The sequence below is a fragment of the Mesorhizobium sp. P160927 genome (assembly GCF_057766385.1).
The window spans coordinates 3392910-3410369 of the sequence record NZ_JBYMDW010000001.1 but is presented as its reverse complement, the minus strand read 5'-3'; the positions used below and the strand labels follow the sequence as shown (position 1 = coordinate 3410369).

The window sequence follows — 17460 nt, the reverse complement described above, 5'->3', positions numbered from 1 at the left end:
GAAAGTGGGCGATGCTGGAACGGCAATAGACATGCGATTGCTGCTTGTGGAGGACAATCGCGAACTGGCGGACTGGCTGGGCAAGACCTTGCGCCAGGCGAACTATGTCGTCGACGTCGTCCATGACGGCGAGGATGTCGAGCACGCGCTTGCCGCCGGCGACCACGCGCTTGTCATTCTCGACCTTGCGTTGCCCCGCATGGGCGGACTGGAAGTGCTGCGCATGCTGCGAGCCCGCGGCAACCGGGTGCCGGTGATCATACTGACCGCCAATGCCAGTCTCGATGGCCGGGTCAAAGGCCTGAACGAAGGCGCCGACGACTATCTGCCGAAGCCCTTCCAGGTAGAGGAGCTCGAAGCGCGCATCCGCGTGCAACTGCGCCGCGCCAATGACCGGACGGCACCGGTCGTTGCCTGCGGAGACCTCGTCTTCGACACCAACACTAGGCTGTTCTCGCTCGGCGGCGAAACACTGGCCCTGACACCGCGCGAACATGCCGTGCTTGAACAATTGATGATCAAGGCGGGACGCACGGTGAGCAAAGCAGCACTATCGGCGGCGATCTACGATTTCGAGACCGACGCCGATCCAAGCGCCATCGAGATCTATGTGCACCGTGTGCGCAAGAAGCTCGAAGGGTCGCGGGTCCAGATCACCACGTTACGCGGCCTCGGCTATCTCCTGCGCCATGACGATCGCGTGCCATGAGAACGCGCAGCCTGCGCCTGCAATTGCTGGCCTGGGTCGTGCTCCCTCTCGCCGGGCTTGCGGCCATCAATCTGTGGACCAGCCAGCGCAACGCATTGGCGACCGCCGATCTGATCACCGATCGCATGTTGGTCGGATCGGCACGAATGATTGCCGAGCAGGTCGCAATGACCGACGGGGTGATCAACGCCACAGTGCCGCCGGCAGCGCTCGAGATGTTCGACACGGGCGACCGCGACAGGGTCTACTACGGTGTCGAGGCAGCTGGAGGGCGGCTGTTGACAGGCTATCCCGGGCTGCCCAGGACACCCGGACGCCCCAGCATGGAAGCGACCTATCGCGACCAGACGCTGCGGCTGCTGACAATTACGCATGCGGTGGTCGGCGCCGGCGAAGACTCGCCGATATCCGTCACCGTCGGGGTCACGCTTTTCGGGCACGACGCGATGGTGCGGCATCTCTGGTTCAGCGCCTTCACCCAGCAACTGGCGCTGGTGGCGATAGCCGGCGTCTTCGTGCTGCTCGGCCTGCGGCGAGGGTTGACGCCGCTCATCCGGCTGCGCGATGCGGTGCGCTCACCGAAACGCAGCGAACTCGACCCCATCGAAGTCGCCGGTGCGCAGAGCGAAATCCGGCCGCTGGTCGATGCGCTCAACGCCTATATGGAACGGGTGCGGGCGCAGATGGCGGCGCAGCGCCGTTTCATCGCCAATGCCGCGCATCAATTGCGCACGCCGCTGGCGCTGTTGTCGACGCAAGCGAGCTACGCGCTGCGCGAAAACGCTGTCGATGCGCGCCGGGAAGCGCTCATCGCACTGCAGGCAAGCTCCGCCCGGTTGGCGAGGCTGGCCGAACAGCTCTTGACCTTGTCCCGCGCGGAACCGGGCAGCCGGCGACCGCGCGCCGATCGCATCGACCTGACGCAAGCCGCGCGCCAAGTGCTGGAAACGCATGCGCCGAGGGCCATTGATCGCAACGTCGATCTTGGTCTCGATGAGACTGGCGCCGTACCGGTCATCGGGGACGGCACTATGCTGCGGGAGATGATCGTCAATCTCGTCGACAACGCCCTGCGCTACACACCGGCAGGCGGCACCGTCACCGTCAAGCTCGCCGCCGCCGGCGGCGAGGCCGTGCTGACCGTTACCGACGACGGGCCCGGCATACCTGCCGACGAGCGCGACCATGTCTTCGAGCGCTTCTATCGGCTGACCGGCGAGACCGACGAAGGCAGCGGCCTCGGGCTCGCCATCGTGCGCGAGGTGGTCGAAAATGCGAGCGGTCGCATCACCCTAGCGGATGGCGCGACCGGCGGCCTGGTGGTCGAGGTGCGCCTGCCGTTGGCCAGCGGCTAGGCTGCCCACTCGGATCTGCTTACTGCGTCTCGTGCAGCGGCTGCGGACGCCATTTCGCCAGCCGGTTCTCGACCATCGTCATCAGATATTCCGCGCCCAGCGCCACTACCATGATGATGACGATCGCGGCGTACATGCCCGCGGCATCGAAGGAACCCTTGGCGATGTTGATCAAGAGCCCGATACCGTAGCGTGAGCCGACGAACTCGCCGACGATGGCGCCGATGATGGCGAAGCCGAAGCTGACATGCAGGCTGGCGAAGATCCAGCTCATCGCCGACGGCACGATCACCGAGCGGGTCAGCTGCCAGTCGGAGGCGCCGAGGATGCGGGCATTGGCGATCATCGCCCGGTCGGCCTCGCGCACGCCCTGGAAGGCGTTGTGGAAGACGACGAAGAACACCATGATGAAGGCCAGCGCCACTTTCGAAGCAAGGCCAAGGCCGAGGATCATGATGAAGATCGGCGCCAGCACCACGCGAGGGATGGAGTTGATAACCTTGATGTAGATGGAAAAAATGTCGGCGGCCATGCGGTTGCGGCCAAGCGCGACGCCGATGATGATGCCGGCAACCGAGCCCGTGACGAAGCCGAGGACGGACTCCTCCATCGTCACATAGAGATGGTACCAGAGCGGCCCTTCGGACGTACCTTCCGTCATCCACTCATAGAGCCTCTGCGCGATCGCACTTGGCGTGGCGTAGAAGAACGGATCGATCCAGGCCTTGCGCCCGGCGATTTCCCAGGCGGCGAGGAAGACGATGAGGATGGCATACCGCCAGAAGATCACCGTGCGGCGGCGATGCTGCGCGGCCTTGGCGGCGGCGGCTTCTATTTCGGCGTCCGAGGTTCCCGGCCTGAAACTTCCTGCCCTGATGTCGATGGTGGCATCGGTCATTGTGTCCTCCCTCACGCGGCAGCGCGGGCGTAGCTGGTCTCGACCTCTTCCTTGAGATCGGCCCAGATGGTGCGCGAATAGTCGATGAAGCTTTGCTCGTAACGGATGTCGGCGACGACGCGCGGGCGCGGCAGGTCGATGGTGTAGACCGATTTCACCGTCGCCGGCCCGGCGGTCAGCACGTAGACTTTGTCGGCCAGCGCTATTGCTTCCTCCAGATCATGGGTGACGAAGACGACCGAGGCCCTGGCTTCGGACCACAGACGGAGCAGTTCCTCGTGCATGAGAACACGTGTCTGCACGTCGAGGGCGGAAAACGGCTCGTCCATCAGCAGAATCTCGGGCCCGTTGATAAAGGTCTGCGCCAAGGCGACTCGCTTGCGCATGCCGCCGGAGAGTTGGTGCGGATAGTGATGCTCGAAGCGCGCCAAGCCGACGCGCGCCAGCCAGTCGCGCGCCGCGGCGGTCGCTTCCGACTTGGCCCTGCCACGGAAGAGCGGCCCGGCCATGACGTTCTCGATCACCGTGCGCCATGGAAACAGCGCATCACTTTGAAAGACGAAACCGATGCGGGGATCGATGCCCTTGACGGGTGCACCCATGACCCGGACCTCGCCCGCGCTTGGGCTCGCCAATCCGGTGACGAGGTTGAGGGTGGTGGACTTTCCGCAGCCGGTCGGGCCGACGACGGCGACGAATTCGCCGCGCTCGACGGTCATGGTGAAATCACGGATCGCGGTCAGCGACTTGCCGGTGGGGGACAGGAAGCGGCGGCTGACATTGATCAGCTCAATTGCCGGTGCGCTGTTTTCTTGTGTCATGCTGGGCTAACTCCCGGTTCGAACGAAGGACCGCCGTCGGCCAAGGCCTCCGGGCGTGAAAACCAGACGATGCCGGCGCGAGGCGGTGCATCGCGCCGGCAGACGGGTCACTTCGCGTTTTTGACGAATTCCGTCGTATAGGTCTTCGACAGGTCGATCTGCTTGCCTTGCAGTTCCTTCTTGAAGGCGGACAGCACAGTCAGCACCGTCTCGGGGCCGCCCTCGGGCATTATACCGTCGGCGGTAAACATCGCCTTGCCGTCATCAAGAGCCTTCACATAGCCTGCCTTGTCACCGACATAGTAGTCCTTCGGCATCTTGTCGGCGATTTCAGCGCCGCTATGGGTATTGATGAATTTCTGCGTCTTGACGAAAGCATTGGTCAGCTTCTGCACCACATCCTTGTGGGCCTCGACCCAGTCCGTCTGCATGTAGAGAGAGGCGGCCGGATATGTGCCGCCGAGCGCGGCTTTGGTGCCTTCTATCGTACGCATGTCGACAAGGACTTTCGCTTCACCCGTCTTGAGGAGCCGGGTGATGGTCGGTTCAGTCGTCATACCCGCCTGGATCTTGTCCTGTTGCATCGCGGCGATGAACGTATCGCCGGCGCCGACGGGGATTGAGGTGAATTCACCTAGCTTCAAGCCGTTCTTCACGGCGAGGTATTCAGTGAGGAAGTTCGTCGAGGAGCCGAGGCCGGTGACACCAAGGCTCATGCCCTTGAAATCGGCCGGTGACTTGATTTCGGGATGCTTTGTCGAAACCAGTTCGACCTCGCCGGGCGCCTGGCTGAACTGGACAATGGACTCGACGAATTTGCCCTTGGCCTGGAGGTCGATGCAATGGTCGTAGAAGCCGACAACGCCTTGCACCGCGCCGGCCAGCATCTCGTTTTCGGCATCGACGCCGGCCGGTTCGTTCAGCAACTCGATGTCGAGACCCTCGTCCTTGAAATAGCCCAGGGCCTCGGTGAGCTTGGCGGGCAGATAGATCTGCTTTTCGTAGCCACCCACCATGATGGAAATCTTTTCGTCGGCCGCCAATGCCACTGTGGCGCCCGTGGCGGTGATGGCAAGCGTCAAGGCAGCGGTGCGCAAGGCACGCTTCGAGATGAAACCGGTCACAAAACTTCCTCCATTTGGGCGGCGGGCTGTGAAGCCGCGCCGCATTCCTCCCTCGCCGACCGTCGCGGGTCGGACATGCGGTGACACCGCAAAACCGTCATGACATGCCCAAGCTTTCAGCTGGCTTTCAGCCGCGAGGCAAAAACGTTCGCAGCGTCACGCCCGAGCGCTCTGCCCCAGCACGTCGCGCATGTCGTATTCGCCGGGAGCGCGGCCCGCCACCCAGAGTGCCGCGGCGATGGCGCCGCGTGCAAACATGATGCGGTCGCCAGCCGAATGCGACACGGTGACGGTCTCGCCCTCGGCGCGGAAGCTGACGCTGTGCTCACCGACGATGCCGCCCCCGCGCGCCACCGCGAAGCCTATCTCGCCCGCCGGCCGCGCGCCGGTGACACCATCGCGGACGTGCCTCGCAACCGTGTCCAGCCGGACGTCGCGTCCGCCGGCAACCGCCTGCCCCAGCATCAGCGCCGTGCCCGAAGGCGCGTCGATCTTGTGGCGATGATGCGCCTCGAAAATCTCCGCATCCCAGTCGTCGGGGTCGAGCGCCCGCGCCGCCTGTTCGACCAATCCGACCAGCATGTTGAGCCCGAGCGAGAAGCTGCCGGAGCGCACGATGGCAATGGCTTTCGCGGCATCGGCGATGGTGGCTATCTCGGCGGCCTCGAAACCCGTCGAGCCAATCACCAAGGCTGGCCCGCCCCTTTCGGCACACAATCTGGCCAGTTCCGCGGAGGCGGCCGGCGTAGTGAAGTCGACGACCACGTCGGCCATGGCAATAGCCTCGTCGCGGCTCACCAGCCCATCGCCGACACTGCCCGGAGGGTGAAAGCAGCCGGCGAGCGCCAGACGCGCATCGGCCCGCACCGCATCCGCCATCTGGCGACCCATGCGGCCGAGAGCGCCAGAAATGGCGATCCTGATCGGCGGCTGCGGCATCGGCTCCTGCTATTTCCACATGCCGCGCATGCGCGCGCCGATGTCGACGCGCACCTCCGGCCGAGGCGCCCTGCCCTGCGCCGCTTGCGCGGCCGGCCACGAAAGCTGCTGGAACGCGGCGAGGATGGAGGCCGGAATGAAACGGGTGCGCGAGGCGTAGACATGGCGGTCGCCGCGTGCCGCCTGGCCATGCGGAAAGAAGCGCTGTGGCATGACGAGGTTGAGACTGTCCTTGGCCCGTGTCATCGCCACGTAGAGCAGCCGTCGCTCCTCCTCGATATCTTCCTTGGTCCCGACACCGAGATCGGCCGGAATGCAGCCGTCGACCGTGTTCAGCACGAAGACGTTCTTCCACTCCTGGCCTTTGGCCGAGTGGATGGTCGACAGGATCAAATAGTCCTCGTCGCGGTGCGGAGGGCCGGCCTGGTCGCTGGTTGCATCCGGCGGATCGAGCGTCAGCTCGGTCAGGAAGCGTTCGCGCGAAGCATAGCCCGAGCCGATTTGCTCGAGTTGCAGCAGGTCGGCGCGGCGCGTGATCGCGTCCTCGTGGATGCGCTCCAGATGCGGTTCGTACCACAGCCTGATCTGTTCGAGATCGGCCGGCCATTTGGCGCCGGCGCGCAAGCCGGAATAGAGCGAGACGAAGCCGGGCCAGTCGTCCGCGGCACGCTGCGGCGGACGCCAGCCGGCCAGGCCCATCGCCTCGTCCAGCGCCGACGTCATGGCCTCGACGATCTGCGCGGCGGCGGAAGGGCCGATGCCGGGAAGAAGCTGCAGCACGCGAAAGCCGGCGACACGATCGCGCGGATTTTCGGCAAAACGCAGCACCGCCAGCACGTCCTTGACATGCGCGGCATCGAGGAATTTCAGGCCGCCGAACTTGACGAAGGGAATGTTGCGCCGCGTCAGCTCGATCTCCAGCGGCCCGCTGTGGTGCGAGGCGCGAAACAGCACCGCCTGTGACTTCAGCGCGGTACCGACCTCGCGCTCGGCAAGGATGGTGTCGCAGACGAAGTTCGCTTGCTCGACCTCGTCGCGCACGGTCACTAGTCTTGGCTTATCGGCGGATTTGCGTTCCGACCACAGGTTCTTGGTGAAGCGCTCCGAGGCTTCGCCGATGACCGCATTGGCAGCCGCCAGAATGGTCTCGGTCGAGCGATAGTTGCGCTCCAGCATCACCACATCGGCGGTCCGCGCGAACTGTCTGGGGAAGTCGAGAATGTTGCGCACTTCGGCGGCCCGGAACGATTAGATCGACTGCGCGTCGTCACCGACGACCGTCAGCCCGGCACCGTCGGGTTTCAGCGCCATCAGGATCGAGGCCTGTAGCCGGTTGGTGTCCTGATACTCGTCGACCAGCACATGGTCGAACCGTCCGCCCAGATGCGTGGCGATTTCAGGCTCGGCCGTCATCTGCGGCCAGTAGAGCAGCAAATCGTCGTAATCGAGCACATTCTGCGCCTGCTTGGCGTCGACGTAACCGGCAAACAATTGCTTGAGCTGCTCGGCCCAGCCGGCGCACCAGGGGAAGGCAGACCCTAGTACCTCACCCAGCGGCGCCTGCGCGTTGACGGCGCGCGAATAGATGGCAAGGCAGGTGCCCTTGGTCGGAAAGCGCGCTTCCGTCCTGGAGAAACCGAGTTCGTGGCGCACGAGATTCATCAGATCGGCGGAATCCTCGCGATCATGGATGGTGAAGGCCGGATCGAGGCCGATCTCCAGCGCATAATCCCGCAGCAGCCGCGCGCCGATGCCATGAAAAGTGCCGGCCCAGGTCAGCGCGTCCGTGATCACCGCGGCGTCGCGGCCGAGCACTTCGCCGGCGATGCGCTCAACACGTCGCGCCATTTCGGAAGCGGCGCGCCTCGAAAAGGTCATCAGCAGGATGCGGCGCGGGTCGGCTCCCTTGACGATCAGATGGGCGACACGGTGCGCCAGCGTGTTGGTCTTGCCGGAGCCGGCGCCGGCGATAACCAGCAGCGGGCCGGCAATCTTGCCGTCGCCATGTTCGACCGCCTGCCGTTGGGCGTCGTTCAGCCGGGCGAGATAGGCCGGCTGAACGGTCTGTTCCACAAACGTCGAATCATGGGCGGCGAGGTTCATCGCCCATCAAGCATCGTTTCCGCTTTGTTCGCAACAGAGAAGCAACTCCGCCGATATAGCGGGAGCAATCAGCGCTTCGGGTCAACGCCCATCGACGCCGACTGCCGGCGCAGCGCCTCGCGGTCGTTTGCGGGCGCCGGCAGCAAGAGCGGATCGACACTGTCGGGAACCTCGTCGATCATCTTGCGGGCGAGACGGTAAGTGACAAAGGCCAGCGTGCCCACCAGAAGCAAACGGATCATGCGGCGGTCCTCCTTCGCTGGGTCAACCTGAGGCGGGGGATTTTGTTCCCTCGGCGCAATCGTGCAACCAAACCGACACCACCTCGTTCCGCGGGTGGAGGAAGGAGCCATGAAAAAGCTGGGACTGATCCTCGCGCTGGTGACTTTGGCTTTCTCGGCCTGCGACAACAAATTGCCGCCGACAAAGGCAACTGGGGCCGATCAAGATCTCGCCATTCCTGTCGTGAACAATGCCATTGCCAGCCAGTGAAAAACGATGGCGGGATCTTCAACGCATTGCCCCGATGCATTCATCGATACGGTCGAGGCGGAACTTGGCATTGCGCAACTCGGGGCCTGCGTCCTGGCGCAGCTGTCGTGTCCGCGCCGAGGCGGCGGTCAAATCTTGTTCGAGTTGAGCGATGCGGGCGCGCACCCGCCGTGCTTCATCCTCACGCACCGCCTTTATCCAGCTCCGCCCGCGCATCCTGAACCCGCAGCACCCAAAAACGTGCCACAGCCATGACAGCAAAACCCTAACTTCCGCCAAGCGCGAGCGCTCCAACTTTAAAATCTAATTTAGCGCAGAGGGGAGAAGGCCGGCGCCGCTTGGGAGGTAATCTGATAGCGCCGGCCAGGCGGATATCAGGTCCGCCGCGTGAGCGAGGCTAGCTGAGTCTTGCCGCAGCGTCATGCGAGATCAAGTATTTCGGCCTTCCCGGGCGTTTTTCCCCCGGTAAATGCCGCGAAAAGCGCCCGCGGATTTCAAGTCGCAAGCCGCTGCCTGGCGATGGCGACATGGAAATTGGCGCCGAACAACAGCCCGTCATCGTTGAAGTCGTAGCTGGAATTGTGAAGCGGTGCCGAGGCCTCGCCGTTGCCGAGGAAGACGAAGCAGCCCGGCACGTGGTCGAGGAAGCGGGCGAAATCCTCCGACGCCGTCATCGGCTCGCGGGCGACCGCGATATTGCGGCGTTCGAAAACAGTCCCGGCGGCGGCAAAGGCCGCGTCGACCAGCTCGGCATCGTTGCGCAAAGGCACGAATTCCCTGGTGTAGTTGACCTCGGCGGCAACGTTGTAGGCGGTAGCGATGCCTTCGGCGATGATGCGCATCTGGCATTCGATCTCGGCGCTGACCTCGGAGCGGAAGCTGCGCGCGTCGCCAAGGATGCGGGCAAGGCCCGGCAGTGCGTTGCGGGTGCCGTCGGTGATCAGTTCGGTCACCGAAACCACTGAAATGTCGGCCGGACTCAGCCGGCGCGAGACGATGGTCTGCAGGTTGGTAACCAGCGCACAGGCAGCGACCAGCGTTTCATGGCCCGAATGCGGCCGCGCAGCGTGGCCGCCCAATCCCCTGAGCACGATCTCGAAGATGTCTTCGGCCGACATGACCGGGCCGACGCGGGTCTCGAAATGTCCGATCGGCAAGCCCGGCATGTTGTGCAGGCCAAATATCTCGTCGAAGGGAAAGCGCTGCATCAGGCCATCGTCGAGCATCGCCAACGCGCCCTTTCCCCATTCCTCCGCCGGCTGGAAGATGAAGCGCACGATGCCGTCGAAACCGCCCTCCTCGGCCAGGAGCTTGGCCGCACCGAGCAGCATCGCCGTGTGGCCGTCATGGCCGCAGGCATGCATGATTCCGGGATTGCCGGAGCGGTATGGCGCGGCCGATTGCTCTGATATGCGCAGAGCATCCATGTCGGCCCGCAACGCGATCGCGCGGTTGCCGCTGCCGCGCTTCAAAGTCCCGACGACGCCGGTGCCGCCGACACCCTCGGCGACATCGTCCAGGCCGAATTCGCGCAGCTTGGCGGCAACGAAGGCCGCGGTGCGCTCCACCTCGAAGCCAAATTCAGGGTGCGCGTGCAGATCATGCCGCCACCCTGTCATCTCCAGCTTCAGCACATCACGATCGATTTCAGCCATTGCCTGATACCTCCGGATCCGCAAGGTGGGCGACGATATCAAGCAGGATGTTGGCGCCGGCGACAAGCTCGGCATCGGCGGTATGTTCGCGCGGATTGTGGCTGATGCCGCCGGCGCTCGGCACGAAAATCATCGCCGCGGGCGCGAGCCGCGCCATCATCTGCGCATCGTGGCCGGCGCCTGAGGTCATGCGCTTCGATGCGTACCCGCGCTTTTTCGCGGCAGTCTCGATCAATTCGACAATGCTGACATCGAAGATCACCGGCTCGAAGCGGGCCAGCCGCTCGATCGAGATAGTGACGCCATCGTCGGCCGCGAGGTCCTCAAGAAACGCGGCGAGTGCGGCTTCCTCGGCTTGCAGGCGATGCTCGAAAGGGTCGCGCAGGTCGACGGTGAAGACGGCGCGGGAGGGAATGACATTGATGGCGTTTGGCTCGAAACGCATCGTGCCGACCGTTGCAACGGTCGGTGTGTTCGAGGCCTTGGCGCGGTCGTGCAGGAACGTGACGACACGCGCAGCCGCATGCCCGGCGTCATTGCGCATCGACATCGGCGTGGTGCCGGCGTGGTTGGCGACGCCGTCTATGGTGATGCGCTGCCAGGAGATGCCTTGCAGGTTTTCCACAGCACCGATCGGCACGCCTTCGCGTTCCAGAACCGGGCCCTGCTCGATATGCAATTCGAGATAGACATGCGGCTTGAGGAAGCCCGGCTCCTCGTCGCCGGCATAGCCGATGCGGGCCAGTTCCTCTCCCAGCACGCTGCCGTCGGTGCCGACGGCCGCCAGCGCCTCGTCGATACCGACGCCGCCGGCATGGACCAGTGAACCCATCATGTCGGGGGAAAAGCGAACCCCTTCCTCGTTGGTGAAGGCGGCGACCGCGAGCGGGCGCGACGGGACAAGAGCCGACGCCTTCAGAGTCTCGATCACCTCCAGCCCGGCGAGCACGCCGTAGGAGCCGTCATAGATGCCGGCATCGATGACGGTATCGATATGCGAGCCGATGAGGATCGGCGCATGGCCGGCATTCTCCGGCACCTGCCAGACGCCGAAGATATTTCCCATGCGATCGATGGCGATTTCGAGACCGGCCTCGCGCAGCCAGCCGACGAAGCGGTCGCGACCCAGCCTGTCGGCGTCGGAGGCGGCCAGCCGCACCAATCGGCCCTCGCCATCACGACCGATGCCGCCGAGCTCGAGGATGCGGCCAAGCAGCCTTTGTGCGTCGATCGAGGTCATTGCATCGATCAAGGTCATTGGATCCATCAAGGTCATGGCGTCGCTCCAGAAAGCACATTACCGGCAAGCACATCCGCCGGACTCGTGCCGACGAGTTCGGCATAGCGGTGGGGATCTGTCGCGCCTTCGGTGTTGACGACCAGCACGCGCGAAGTGGCGTCGAGGCCAAGCTCGGCCTTATGATCGGCCATCGCCCGGATCAGCCCGGCAAGGCCGACGCCGCCGCTTTCACCGGCGACGATGGCCGGATCGTTGCCGGCCGGGCGTGCCAGCCGCCGCATCACGGCGATGGCTTCGTCCTCGTCGACGGTCATGAAGGCATCGGCGACGCGTGCCAGCACGCGCCAGGCGACCGGCGACGCCTCGTAGCATTCGAGCATCGCCATGACTGTCGCCTCGCCATGCGTGATCTTGATCGGATGCCCGGCCTTGGCGGCGCCGAAAACGCAGGCGGCACGTGCGGGTTCCACCACCGTGAAAACCGGCCTGGCTTCGCCAAGCACTATGGCGAGATGGCCGGCGACCGCCGCCGCGATGCCGCCGACGCCGGCTTGCACGAAGACATGGGTCGGCGGTTCGGGGATCTGGCCCAGCGCCTCGCGCACGATCGCCGTGTAGCCCTGCATGACGAGGCCCGGAATGCGTTCGTAGCCCGGCCATGACGTGTCGGAAACCACCGTCCAGCCTTTCTCCGCGGCAACGCGCGCCGCCTGCCTGACCGAATTGTCGTAATTGCCGTCGACGCGGATCATCTCCGCCCCATAGCAGGCGATGGCCGCGACGCGCCCGTCGCTGACACCGGCATGGACAAAGATCGCTGCCTTTGCGCCGACAAGCTCGGCGCCTTGCGCGACGGAGCGGCCATGATTGCCGTCGGTAGCGCAAGCAACCGTCATGGTCGCCGCGACCGACCGGACCTCGGGCCGATCGAGATCGCCGACATCGACGGATCGGCCGAGCCGCTTGCTTGCCTCCTCCAGGACCAGACGGAAGACCGCATAGGCGCCGCCCAGCGCCTTGAAGCTGCCTAGGCCGAGGCGAAAGCCCTCATCCTTGACATGCAAGGTGCCGAGACCGAGTTCGCCAGCCAATGCCGGCAGGGCGTGCAGCGGCGTCGTCAGATGATTGTCACGGCAGGCAAGGAAACGCTCGACAGTATCCGCCCCGGCGATGCCGACGGTTTCGGCATCGGCCTCGTCCAGCGGCTGGCGATGCAAGGCATGGCGATTGGGCAGGAACATTGGCGGCTCTCCTTGGCGTCGTCCAAAGAGAAGATATTGCAAACCTTGCGCAAAAAGCGCCGTATTTTGGCTCTCGAAATGCAAGTTTATTTCGTCAGGATAACAATGTCTCGGTGGCCAGCCTCACTCGACAGCTTCGATCTGGCCATCCTTGCCATCCTGCAGCGGGACAACACGACGCCGCAACGGCTGATCGGCGAGGCGGTGAACCTGTCGGCGCCGGCGGTGCAGCGCCGCATCAACCGCATGGAGCAGACCGGCGTCATTGCCGGCAATGTCGCCATTGTCGAGCCGGCGGCCGTCGGCCAGCCAATCACTATCTTCGTCGAGGTGGAGCTCGAGAGCGAACGCACCGAACTGATCGACGAGGCCAAGCGGCAATTCTCGGCGGAGCCGCAAGTACAGCAATGCTATTATGTCACCGGCGAGGCCGACTTCATCCTCGTCATCACCGTGGCCGACATGGGTGCCTACGAGGCGCTGACGCGAAAACTGTTCTTCGGCAGCAACAATGTGCGGAAGTTCCGCACCTTCGTCGCCATGGACCGCTCCAAGGTCGGGTTGACGGTGCCCCTGCCTGGATGAGCCGGTGGCACCCTTGCCACGTTTCTGACATTCTGGATCGCCAATTGGAGGGAGGCGCGCATGGACGAAACCACGAAAGTCGCGATCATCGGTGCCGGGCCGGCGGGCCTGGCGGTTGCCGCGTGTCTTCGCCAGGCCGGGCAGGATTTCGTCATGCTCGAAAAGGAGCAGCAGGCCGCGCCAGCCTGGCGGCGTCACTATGACCGCGTGCATCTGCATACGACGAAGCGTTACTCATCGCTGCCCTTCGTTCCCTTCCCAAGGGATTATCCGCGCTATGTGCCGCGCCACCTCGTGGTCGAATATCTCGACGCCTATGCAAAACGCTTCGACCTGGAGCCCCGTTTCGGCGAAACGGTGCGGGCGGTCGCCCGGGAGGGCCGCGGTTGGCGGGTGGAATCGACCTCCGGCGCCTTACGCGCTTCGCATGTGGTGATCGCGTCCGGCTACAATGCCGAACCCTTGCTGCCCAGATTTGCCGGTATCGACGCCTTCAAGGGCATGACGCTGCACAGCGCCGACTATCGCAACGCCGCGCCTTTTGCCGGCCAGCAGGTGCTGGTGGTCGGCATGGGCAATACCGGCGCGGAGATTGCGCTCGATCTGGTGGAAGGCGGCGCCCGACCGACGATCTCGGTGCGCGGCGGCGTTCACATCGTGCCGCGCGAACTGTTCGGCGTGCCGATCCAGATGGTCGGTATGGCGACGCGGCTCGGGCCGCGGCGCATCAACGACGCGCTGTTCCCCGTCATCCTCGATCTGGTGCTGGGAAGGCTGGAGAAGTTTGGGCTCAGACGGCCGAAGCAGGGATTGCTGCAGCAGATCGCCCTTGCGTCGCGCATTCCGGTGATCGATGTCGGCACCATCGGCAAGATCCGGGAAGGTGCGATCAAGGTGGCGCCCGACATCGCCGAAATCTCGGAAAGCGGTGCCCGTTTTGCGGACGGCAAGCACGGCGAATTCGACGCCATCCTCTTCGCCACCGGCTACCGGCCAGGCTATGCCAGGTTCCTCGAACCCGGCGTGGAGCCTGCCCCCAGCGGCGTCAATGCCCGAGCTTCGGATCTCGGCCTCTATCTGGTCGGCTTTCACAATGCGGTCACCGGGCTGTTGCGCGAAATCGGCATCGAAGCCCAGGCGGTCGCCGACGACATCCGCCAGCGGCAAAACAGGAAAAAGGTGGCCGAAACCCTGCCGGTGTGATCCCAGACCGCGCCCTCAATCCACCGCGGGCGATGTCCTGAGCATCATGCCGGCGATCTCCTTCGTCAGTTTGGCGGCGACAAGCGCCGTCATGTTGGAGAGGTCTTGGCTCGGATTGTATTCAACGATATCAGCGGCAACGATCGGCTGGTTGATGCCTTGAATCAGGTTGATGACCTGCCGCGTCGACAGGCCGCCAGACTCGCGGTGGGAGACGCCGGGCGCAAAGGCTGGATCGAGCCCGTCGAGATCCATCGAGATATAGACCGGCGTCTTGAGATCAAGCGACGGGCTTTCGCCGAAATGAGCGGCCTCCACGACCTCGACGCCGAAGCGCTTGAACTGATCACGGTGATGGTCGTTCACGGTGCGCAGGCCGATCTGGATCAGTCGGTCGGCTAGCCGTTCCTCCATGATGCGCGCGAATGGCGAGGTGTGCGAACGCGGATTGTCACCGTAGGTATGATAAATGTCGGGGTGAGCATCGATATGCACGATCGTCAGGCTCGGGTGGCGACGGAGCACCGCGCGCAGCACCGGCCAGGAGATCGCATGGTCGCCCCCAAGGCTGATCAGCGGGTGGCCAGCGTCCAGGGCGCGACCGACTTCGCTTTCGATGCGCTGCCAGGGATCGCCAGGTTTGTCGAAGCCGATGTCGCCATGATCGACGAAGCGGCCGGTCAGGTCGAAGCCGGTCTAGCTCCATGAGGAGTAAGCATCGCTGGTGAGTTCGCGCCTGATGAGCGGCGGCGCCTTGGCCGCACCCTGGAGGTAGGACGAATTCTCGTCATGCGGTATTCCCAGAAGCGAAATCGCGCCTGCCATCGACACTCTCCCATTACGATGGACAAATTGACATCAGGCGCAATCGATAATCGCGGTCGCTATGGACTCAGCTCTTGCGCCCGGCGCAGCCAGACCTTGTTGTCGTGAAAGGCAGCGCCGCCGTAGGGTGCCGGGGCGTCGGCGCCGGTCAGCACATTGATGCCCTCGCCGCGCTCATGCGCGCTGTTCGGCCAGATACCTTCGGCGATCACGACACCGCGCTTGACGCCGCCGAACAATCTGGCGTGCAGCACCACCTCGCCGCGCGTGTTGCCGATTTCGACACGGTCGCCCTCGGCCAGCCCTAGAGCCGCCGCGTCATCGGGATGCAGCAGGACTTCCGGGCGGCCCTCCTTGGCCTTCGACACCGGTGTTTCGGAAAAGGTCGAGTTGAGGAAGTTGCGCGCCGGCGAGGTCGTCAGCCGGAACGGATGGGCTTCGTCAGCCACCTCGATCAGGTCGACATGATCGGGAAATTCGGGCAATCGCACCACCGGGCCGAACAGGCCCATGCTCTTCGGCGGCCGGTTGGGAGCCGCCTGGCCGGTCCAGTCGGCGCGAAAACGGAATTTGCCATCCGCATGGCCAAAGCCCCGGATGAAATGGGCCGTGTCGAAATCCGGCTGCAGATCAATCCACTTCTGCTCTTCCAAGCTGGCGAAGCTGCCCAAGCCGCGCTTGCCGAGGATGATGTCGATATGCTGCTGCTCGGTCAGCCCGAAGCCCGGCCTGTCGGCGACACCAAGGCGCCCGGCCAGTTGCTCGATGACGAAATGGTTGGTGCGCGGCCCTTCCGGCGGTTCGATCAGCTTGGGGCCGCAGGTGATGTGCTGGTTGCCGCCACCCTTGTAGATATCGTCATGCTCGACAAACATAGTCGCCGGCAGCAAGACGTCGGCCAGCTTGGCCGTGTCCGTCATGAACTGCTCGTGCACGCAGGTGAACAAATCGTCTCGCAGGAAGCCCTGCTTCACCAGCCGCTGCTCGGGCGCGACATTCACCGGATTGGTGTTCTGGATCAGCATCGCCGTCACCGGCGGTCCGCCATAGAGCGCGTCACTGGCGCTGGTCAGCACCGGGCCGATGCGGGAATGGTCGAGATAGCGGATCGAGGGATCGCGCATGCGCGTGCCCTCCAGCACCTCCTGGTTGAGCTTGAAGATGCCGGAATTGGAATGGAAGGCGCCGCCACCCTCATACTGCCAGGCGCCGGTGACGGCGGCGATGCAGGACGCGGCATGCATGTTGACGGCGCCGTTGCGCTGGCGGGCAAAGCCGTAGCCGAGGCGAAAATAGGTCTTTTTCGTCGTGCCGACGAGGCGCGCGAAGGTCTCGATCTCGGCGACCGTCAAACCAGTGATATCAGCCGCCCATTCCGGCGTGCGGGTAACGAGATGCGCCTCCAGGCCCTTCGGATCGTCCGTGTATTTCTGCAGATAGGCGCGGTCGGCCAGGCCTTCGCGAAACAGGACATGCATGACGGCACAAGCGAGCGCGCCGTCGGTGCCGGGCTTCAGGACCAGACCGATGTCGGCCTGCTTCATCGTCGCATTCTCATAAACGTCGATGACCACGATCTTCGCGCCGCGTTCCTTGCGCGCCTTGATGGCGTGGGTCATCACATTGACCTGCGTGACCACGGCGTTGGTGCCCCAAATCACCACGCAATCGGATTTCGCCATCTCGCGCGGGTCCGGTCCTCGCAGCGCGCCTGCCCCCATCATCCAGCCGGTCCAGGCGAGATTGGTGCAGATCGAGCCGAAGAAGCCCGAGTACTTTTTCGCGTGGCGCAACCTCTCGATGCCGTCGCGCTGCACCAGCCCCATTGTGCCGGCATAGTAATAGGGCCAGACCGTCTCCGAGCCGTACTTCGCTTCGGCCGCGTCGAATTTCTCGGCGATGAGGTCGAGTGCGGCCTCCCAGCTCGCTTCCTGCCAGACGCCCTCGCCCTTGGCGCCCTTGCGCACCAGCGGCTTCAGCAGCCGACCGGGATGATGGACGCGGTCGGCATAGCGGGCGACCTTGGCGCAGACGACGCCCGACGTGTAGCTGTTGGCCTTCGCGCCATGGACCCGGCCGATGCGGTTGCCGTCGAGCAGTTCGACCTCGAGAGCACAGGTCGACGGGCAATCATGCGGACAGGCCGAATGGCCGATGCGGAGGTTGGCGTGCTGGTTCATGGGAGCAAACTACCCGTTTATGACGGTCAGGTGTAGGGCCAGATAGCACCTTCCCTCCTCCCCTTGCGGAGAAAGGTGGATCGGCGTGAT

Annotated in this window: 18 protein-coding genes and 1 pseudogene; 6 read left to right on the top strand and 13 right to left on the bottom strand. The window is 64.2% G+C overall.

Translation table 11 applies throughout. From position 1 onward, the window contains the following. Positions 1-31 precede the first annotated feature (31 nt). Positions 32-709 (top strand): response regulator, encoded by a 678-nt coding sequence (locus AC3CB8_RS16370; protein ID WP_023773450.1) that lies wholly within the window; start codon positions 32-34, stop codon positions 707-709. Next, positions 706-2064, top strand: a complete 1359-nt coding sequence (locus tag AC3CB8_RS16365; protein ID WP_023773449.1) for a sensor histidine kinase — start codon at positions 706-708, stop codon at positions 2062-2064. The genes AC3CB8_RS16370 and AC3CB8_RS16365 overlap by 4 nt, the downstream gene beginning before the upstream one ends. A gap of 19 nt (positions 2065-2083) precedes the next feature. Here the strand turns inward: AC3CB8_RS16365 and AC3CB8_RS16360 are convergent, their stop codons facing one another. The 6 genes and pseudogenes from AC3CB8_RS16360 to AC3CB8_RS16335 form a co-directional block, all read right to left on the bottom strand. Beyond that, positions 2084-2962 carry an ABC transporter permease gene (locus AC3CB8_RS16360; protein ID WP_352565173.1) on the bottom strand — a complete coding sequence of 293 codons (879 nt, stop codon included), beginning with the start codon at positions 2960-2962 and terminating at the stop codon, positions 2084-2086. An 11-nt stretch (positions 2963-2973) separates the two neighbouring features. Beyond that, a complete protein-coding gene (locus AC3CB8_RS16355) occupies positions 2974-3783 on the bottom strand; it encodes an ABC transporter ATP-binding protein (RefSeq protein WP_023773447.1) in 810 nt (269 codons plus the stop codon). 107 nt (positions 3784-3890) lie between these two features. Beyond that, positions 3891-4895: an ABC transporter substrate-binding protein gene (locus AC3CB8_RS16350; RefSeq protein ID WP_435053048.1), complete on the bottom strand. Its 1005-nt coding sequence runs from the start codon at positions 4893-4895 to the stop codon at positions 3891-3893. A gap of 168 nt (positions 4896-5063) precedes the next feature. After that, complete coding sequence (gene dapB / locus AC3CB8_RS16345) at positions 5064-5846, bottom strand: 4-hydroxy-tetrahydrodipicolinate reductase (protein WP_352565169.1); 783 nt, start codon at positions 5844-5846, stop codon at positions 5064-5066. Between the two features lie 9 nt (positions 5847-5855). Next, positions 5856-7949: pseudogene (locus AC3CB8_RS16340) on the bottom strand (ATP-dependent helicase). A 68-nt stretch (positions 7950-8017) separates the two neighbouring features. After that, on the bottom strand, positions 8018-8191 hold the full coding sequence (locus tag AC3CB8_RS16335) for a hypothetical protein (RefSeq protein WP_015318449.1): 174 nt from the start codon (positions 8189-8191) through the stop codon (positions 8018-8020). A gap of 109 nt (positions 8192-8300) precedes the next feature. Here AC3CB8_RS16335 and AC3CB8_RS16330 point away from each other — a divergent pair, with 109 nt between their 5' ends. Further along, a complete protein-coding gene (locus AC3CB8_RS16330; protein WP_023782926.1) occupies positions 8301-8441 on the top strand; it encodes a hypothetical protein in 141 nt (46 codons plus the stop codon). Positions 8442-8459: 18 nt separating this feature from the next. Here the strand turns inward: AC3CB8_RS16330 and AC3CB8_RS16325 are convergent, their stop codons facing one another. The 4 genes from AC3CB8_RS16325 to AC3CB8_RS16310 all read right to left on the bottom strand — a co-directional run bounded on the left by AC3CB8_RS16325 (position 8460) and on the right by AC3CB8_RS16310 (position 12577). Continuing rightward, positions 8460-8630: a hypothetical protein gene (locus tag AC3CB8_RS16325; protein ID WP_245276104.1), complete on the bottom strand. Its 171-nt coding sequence runs from the start codon at positions 8628-8630 to the stop codon at positions 8460-8462. Between the two features lie 305 nt (positions 8631-8935). Further along, positions 8936-10096, bottom strand: coding sequence for a M20 aminoacylase family protein (locus AC3CB8_RS16320; RefSeq protein ID WP_352565165.1), 1161 nt, complete (start codon positions 10094-10096; stop codon positions 8936-8938). Next, positions 10089-11336, bottom strand: a complete 1248-nt coding sequence (locus tag AC3CB8_RS16315) for a Zn-dependent hydrolase (protein ID WP_352546659.1) — start codon at positions 11334-11336, stop codon at positions 10089-10091. Before AC3CB8_RS16315 ends, AC3CB8_RS16320 begins: the two co-directional genes overlap by 8 nt. Before the next feature lie 32 nt (positions 11337-11368). Next, the gene (locus AC3CB8_RS16310) at positions 11369-12577 is read right to left on the bottom strand and encodes a diaminopropionate ammonia-lyase (protein ID WP_488377324.1); all 1209 of its coding nucleotides are present in this window, start codon (positions 12575-12577) and stop codon (positions 11369-11371) included. Positions 12578-12682: 105 nt separating this feature from the next. Between AC3CB8_RS16310 and AC3CB8_RS16305 the strand changes: the two genes are divergently transcribed. Continuing rightward, positions 12683-13162 carry an Lrp/AsnC family transcriptional regulator gene (locus tag AC3CB8_RS16305; protein ID WP_352565161.1) on the top strand — a complete coding sequence of 160 codons (480 nt, stop codon included), beginning with the start codon at positions 12683-12685 and terminating at the stop codon, positions 13160-13162. A 60-nt stretch (positions 13163-13222) separates the two neighbouring features. After that, positions 13223-14365, top strand: a complete 1143-nt coding sequence (locus AC3CB8_RS16300; RefSeq protein ID WP_352565159.1) for a flavin-containing monooxygenase — start codon at positions 13223-13225, stop codon at positions 14363-14365. A gap of 15 nt (positions 14366-14380) precedes the next feature. Here AC3CB8_RS16300 and AC3CB8_RS16295 read toward each other — a convergent pair whose 3' ends face one another. Next, positions 14381-14983, bottom strand: a complete 603-nt coding sequence (locus AC3CB8_RS16295) for an arginase family protein (protein ID WP_352565214.1) — start codon at positions 14981-14983, stop codon at positions 14381-14383. On the opposite strand from AC3CB8_RS16295, the gene AC3CB8_RS16290 reads away from it, so the two are divergent. Beyond that, positions 14918-15073, top strand: coding sequence for a hypothetical protein (locus tag AC3CB8_RS16290; protein ID WP_352565157.1), 156 nt, complete (start codon positions 14918-14920; stop codon positions 15071-15073). The genes AC3CB8_RS16295 and AC3CB8_RS16290 overlap by 66 nt on opposite strands. Here AC3CB8_RS16290 and AC3CB8_RS16285 read toward each other — a convergent pair. Next, positions 15062-15190, bottom strand: coding sequence for a hypothetical protein (locus tag AC3CB8_RS16285; RefSeq protein ID WP_352565155.1), 129 nt, complete (start codon positions 15188-15190; stop codon positions 15062-15064). The two genes, AC3CB8_RS16290 and AC3CB8_RS16285, sit on opposite strands and share 12 nt — an antisense overlap. A 59-nt stretch (positions 15191-15249) precedes the next feature. After that, positions 15250-17370 carry a molybdopterin-containing oxidoreductase family protein gene (locus AC3CB8_RS16280; protein ID WP_352565153.1) on the bottom strand — a complete coding sequence of 707 codons (2121 nt, stop codon included), beginning with the start codon at positions 17368-17370 and terminating at the stop codon, positions 15250-15252. Positions 17371-17460 lie beyond the last annotated feature (90 nt).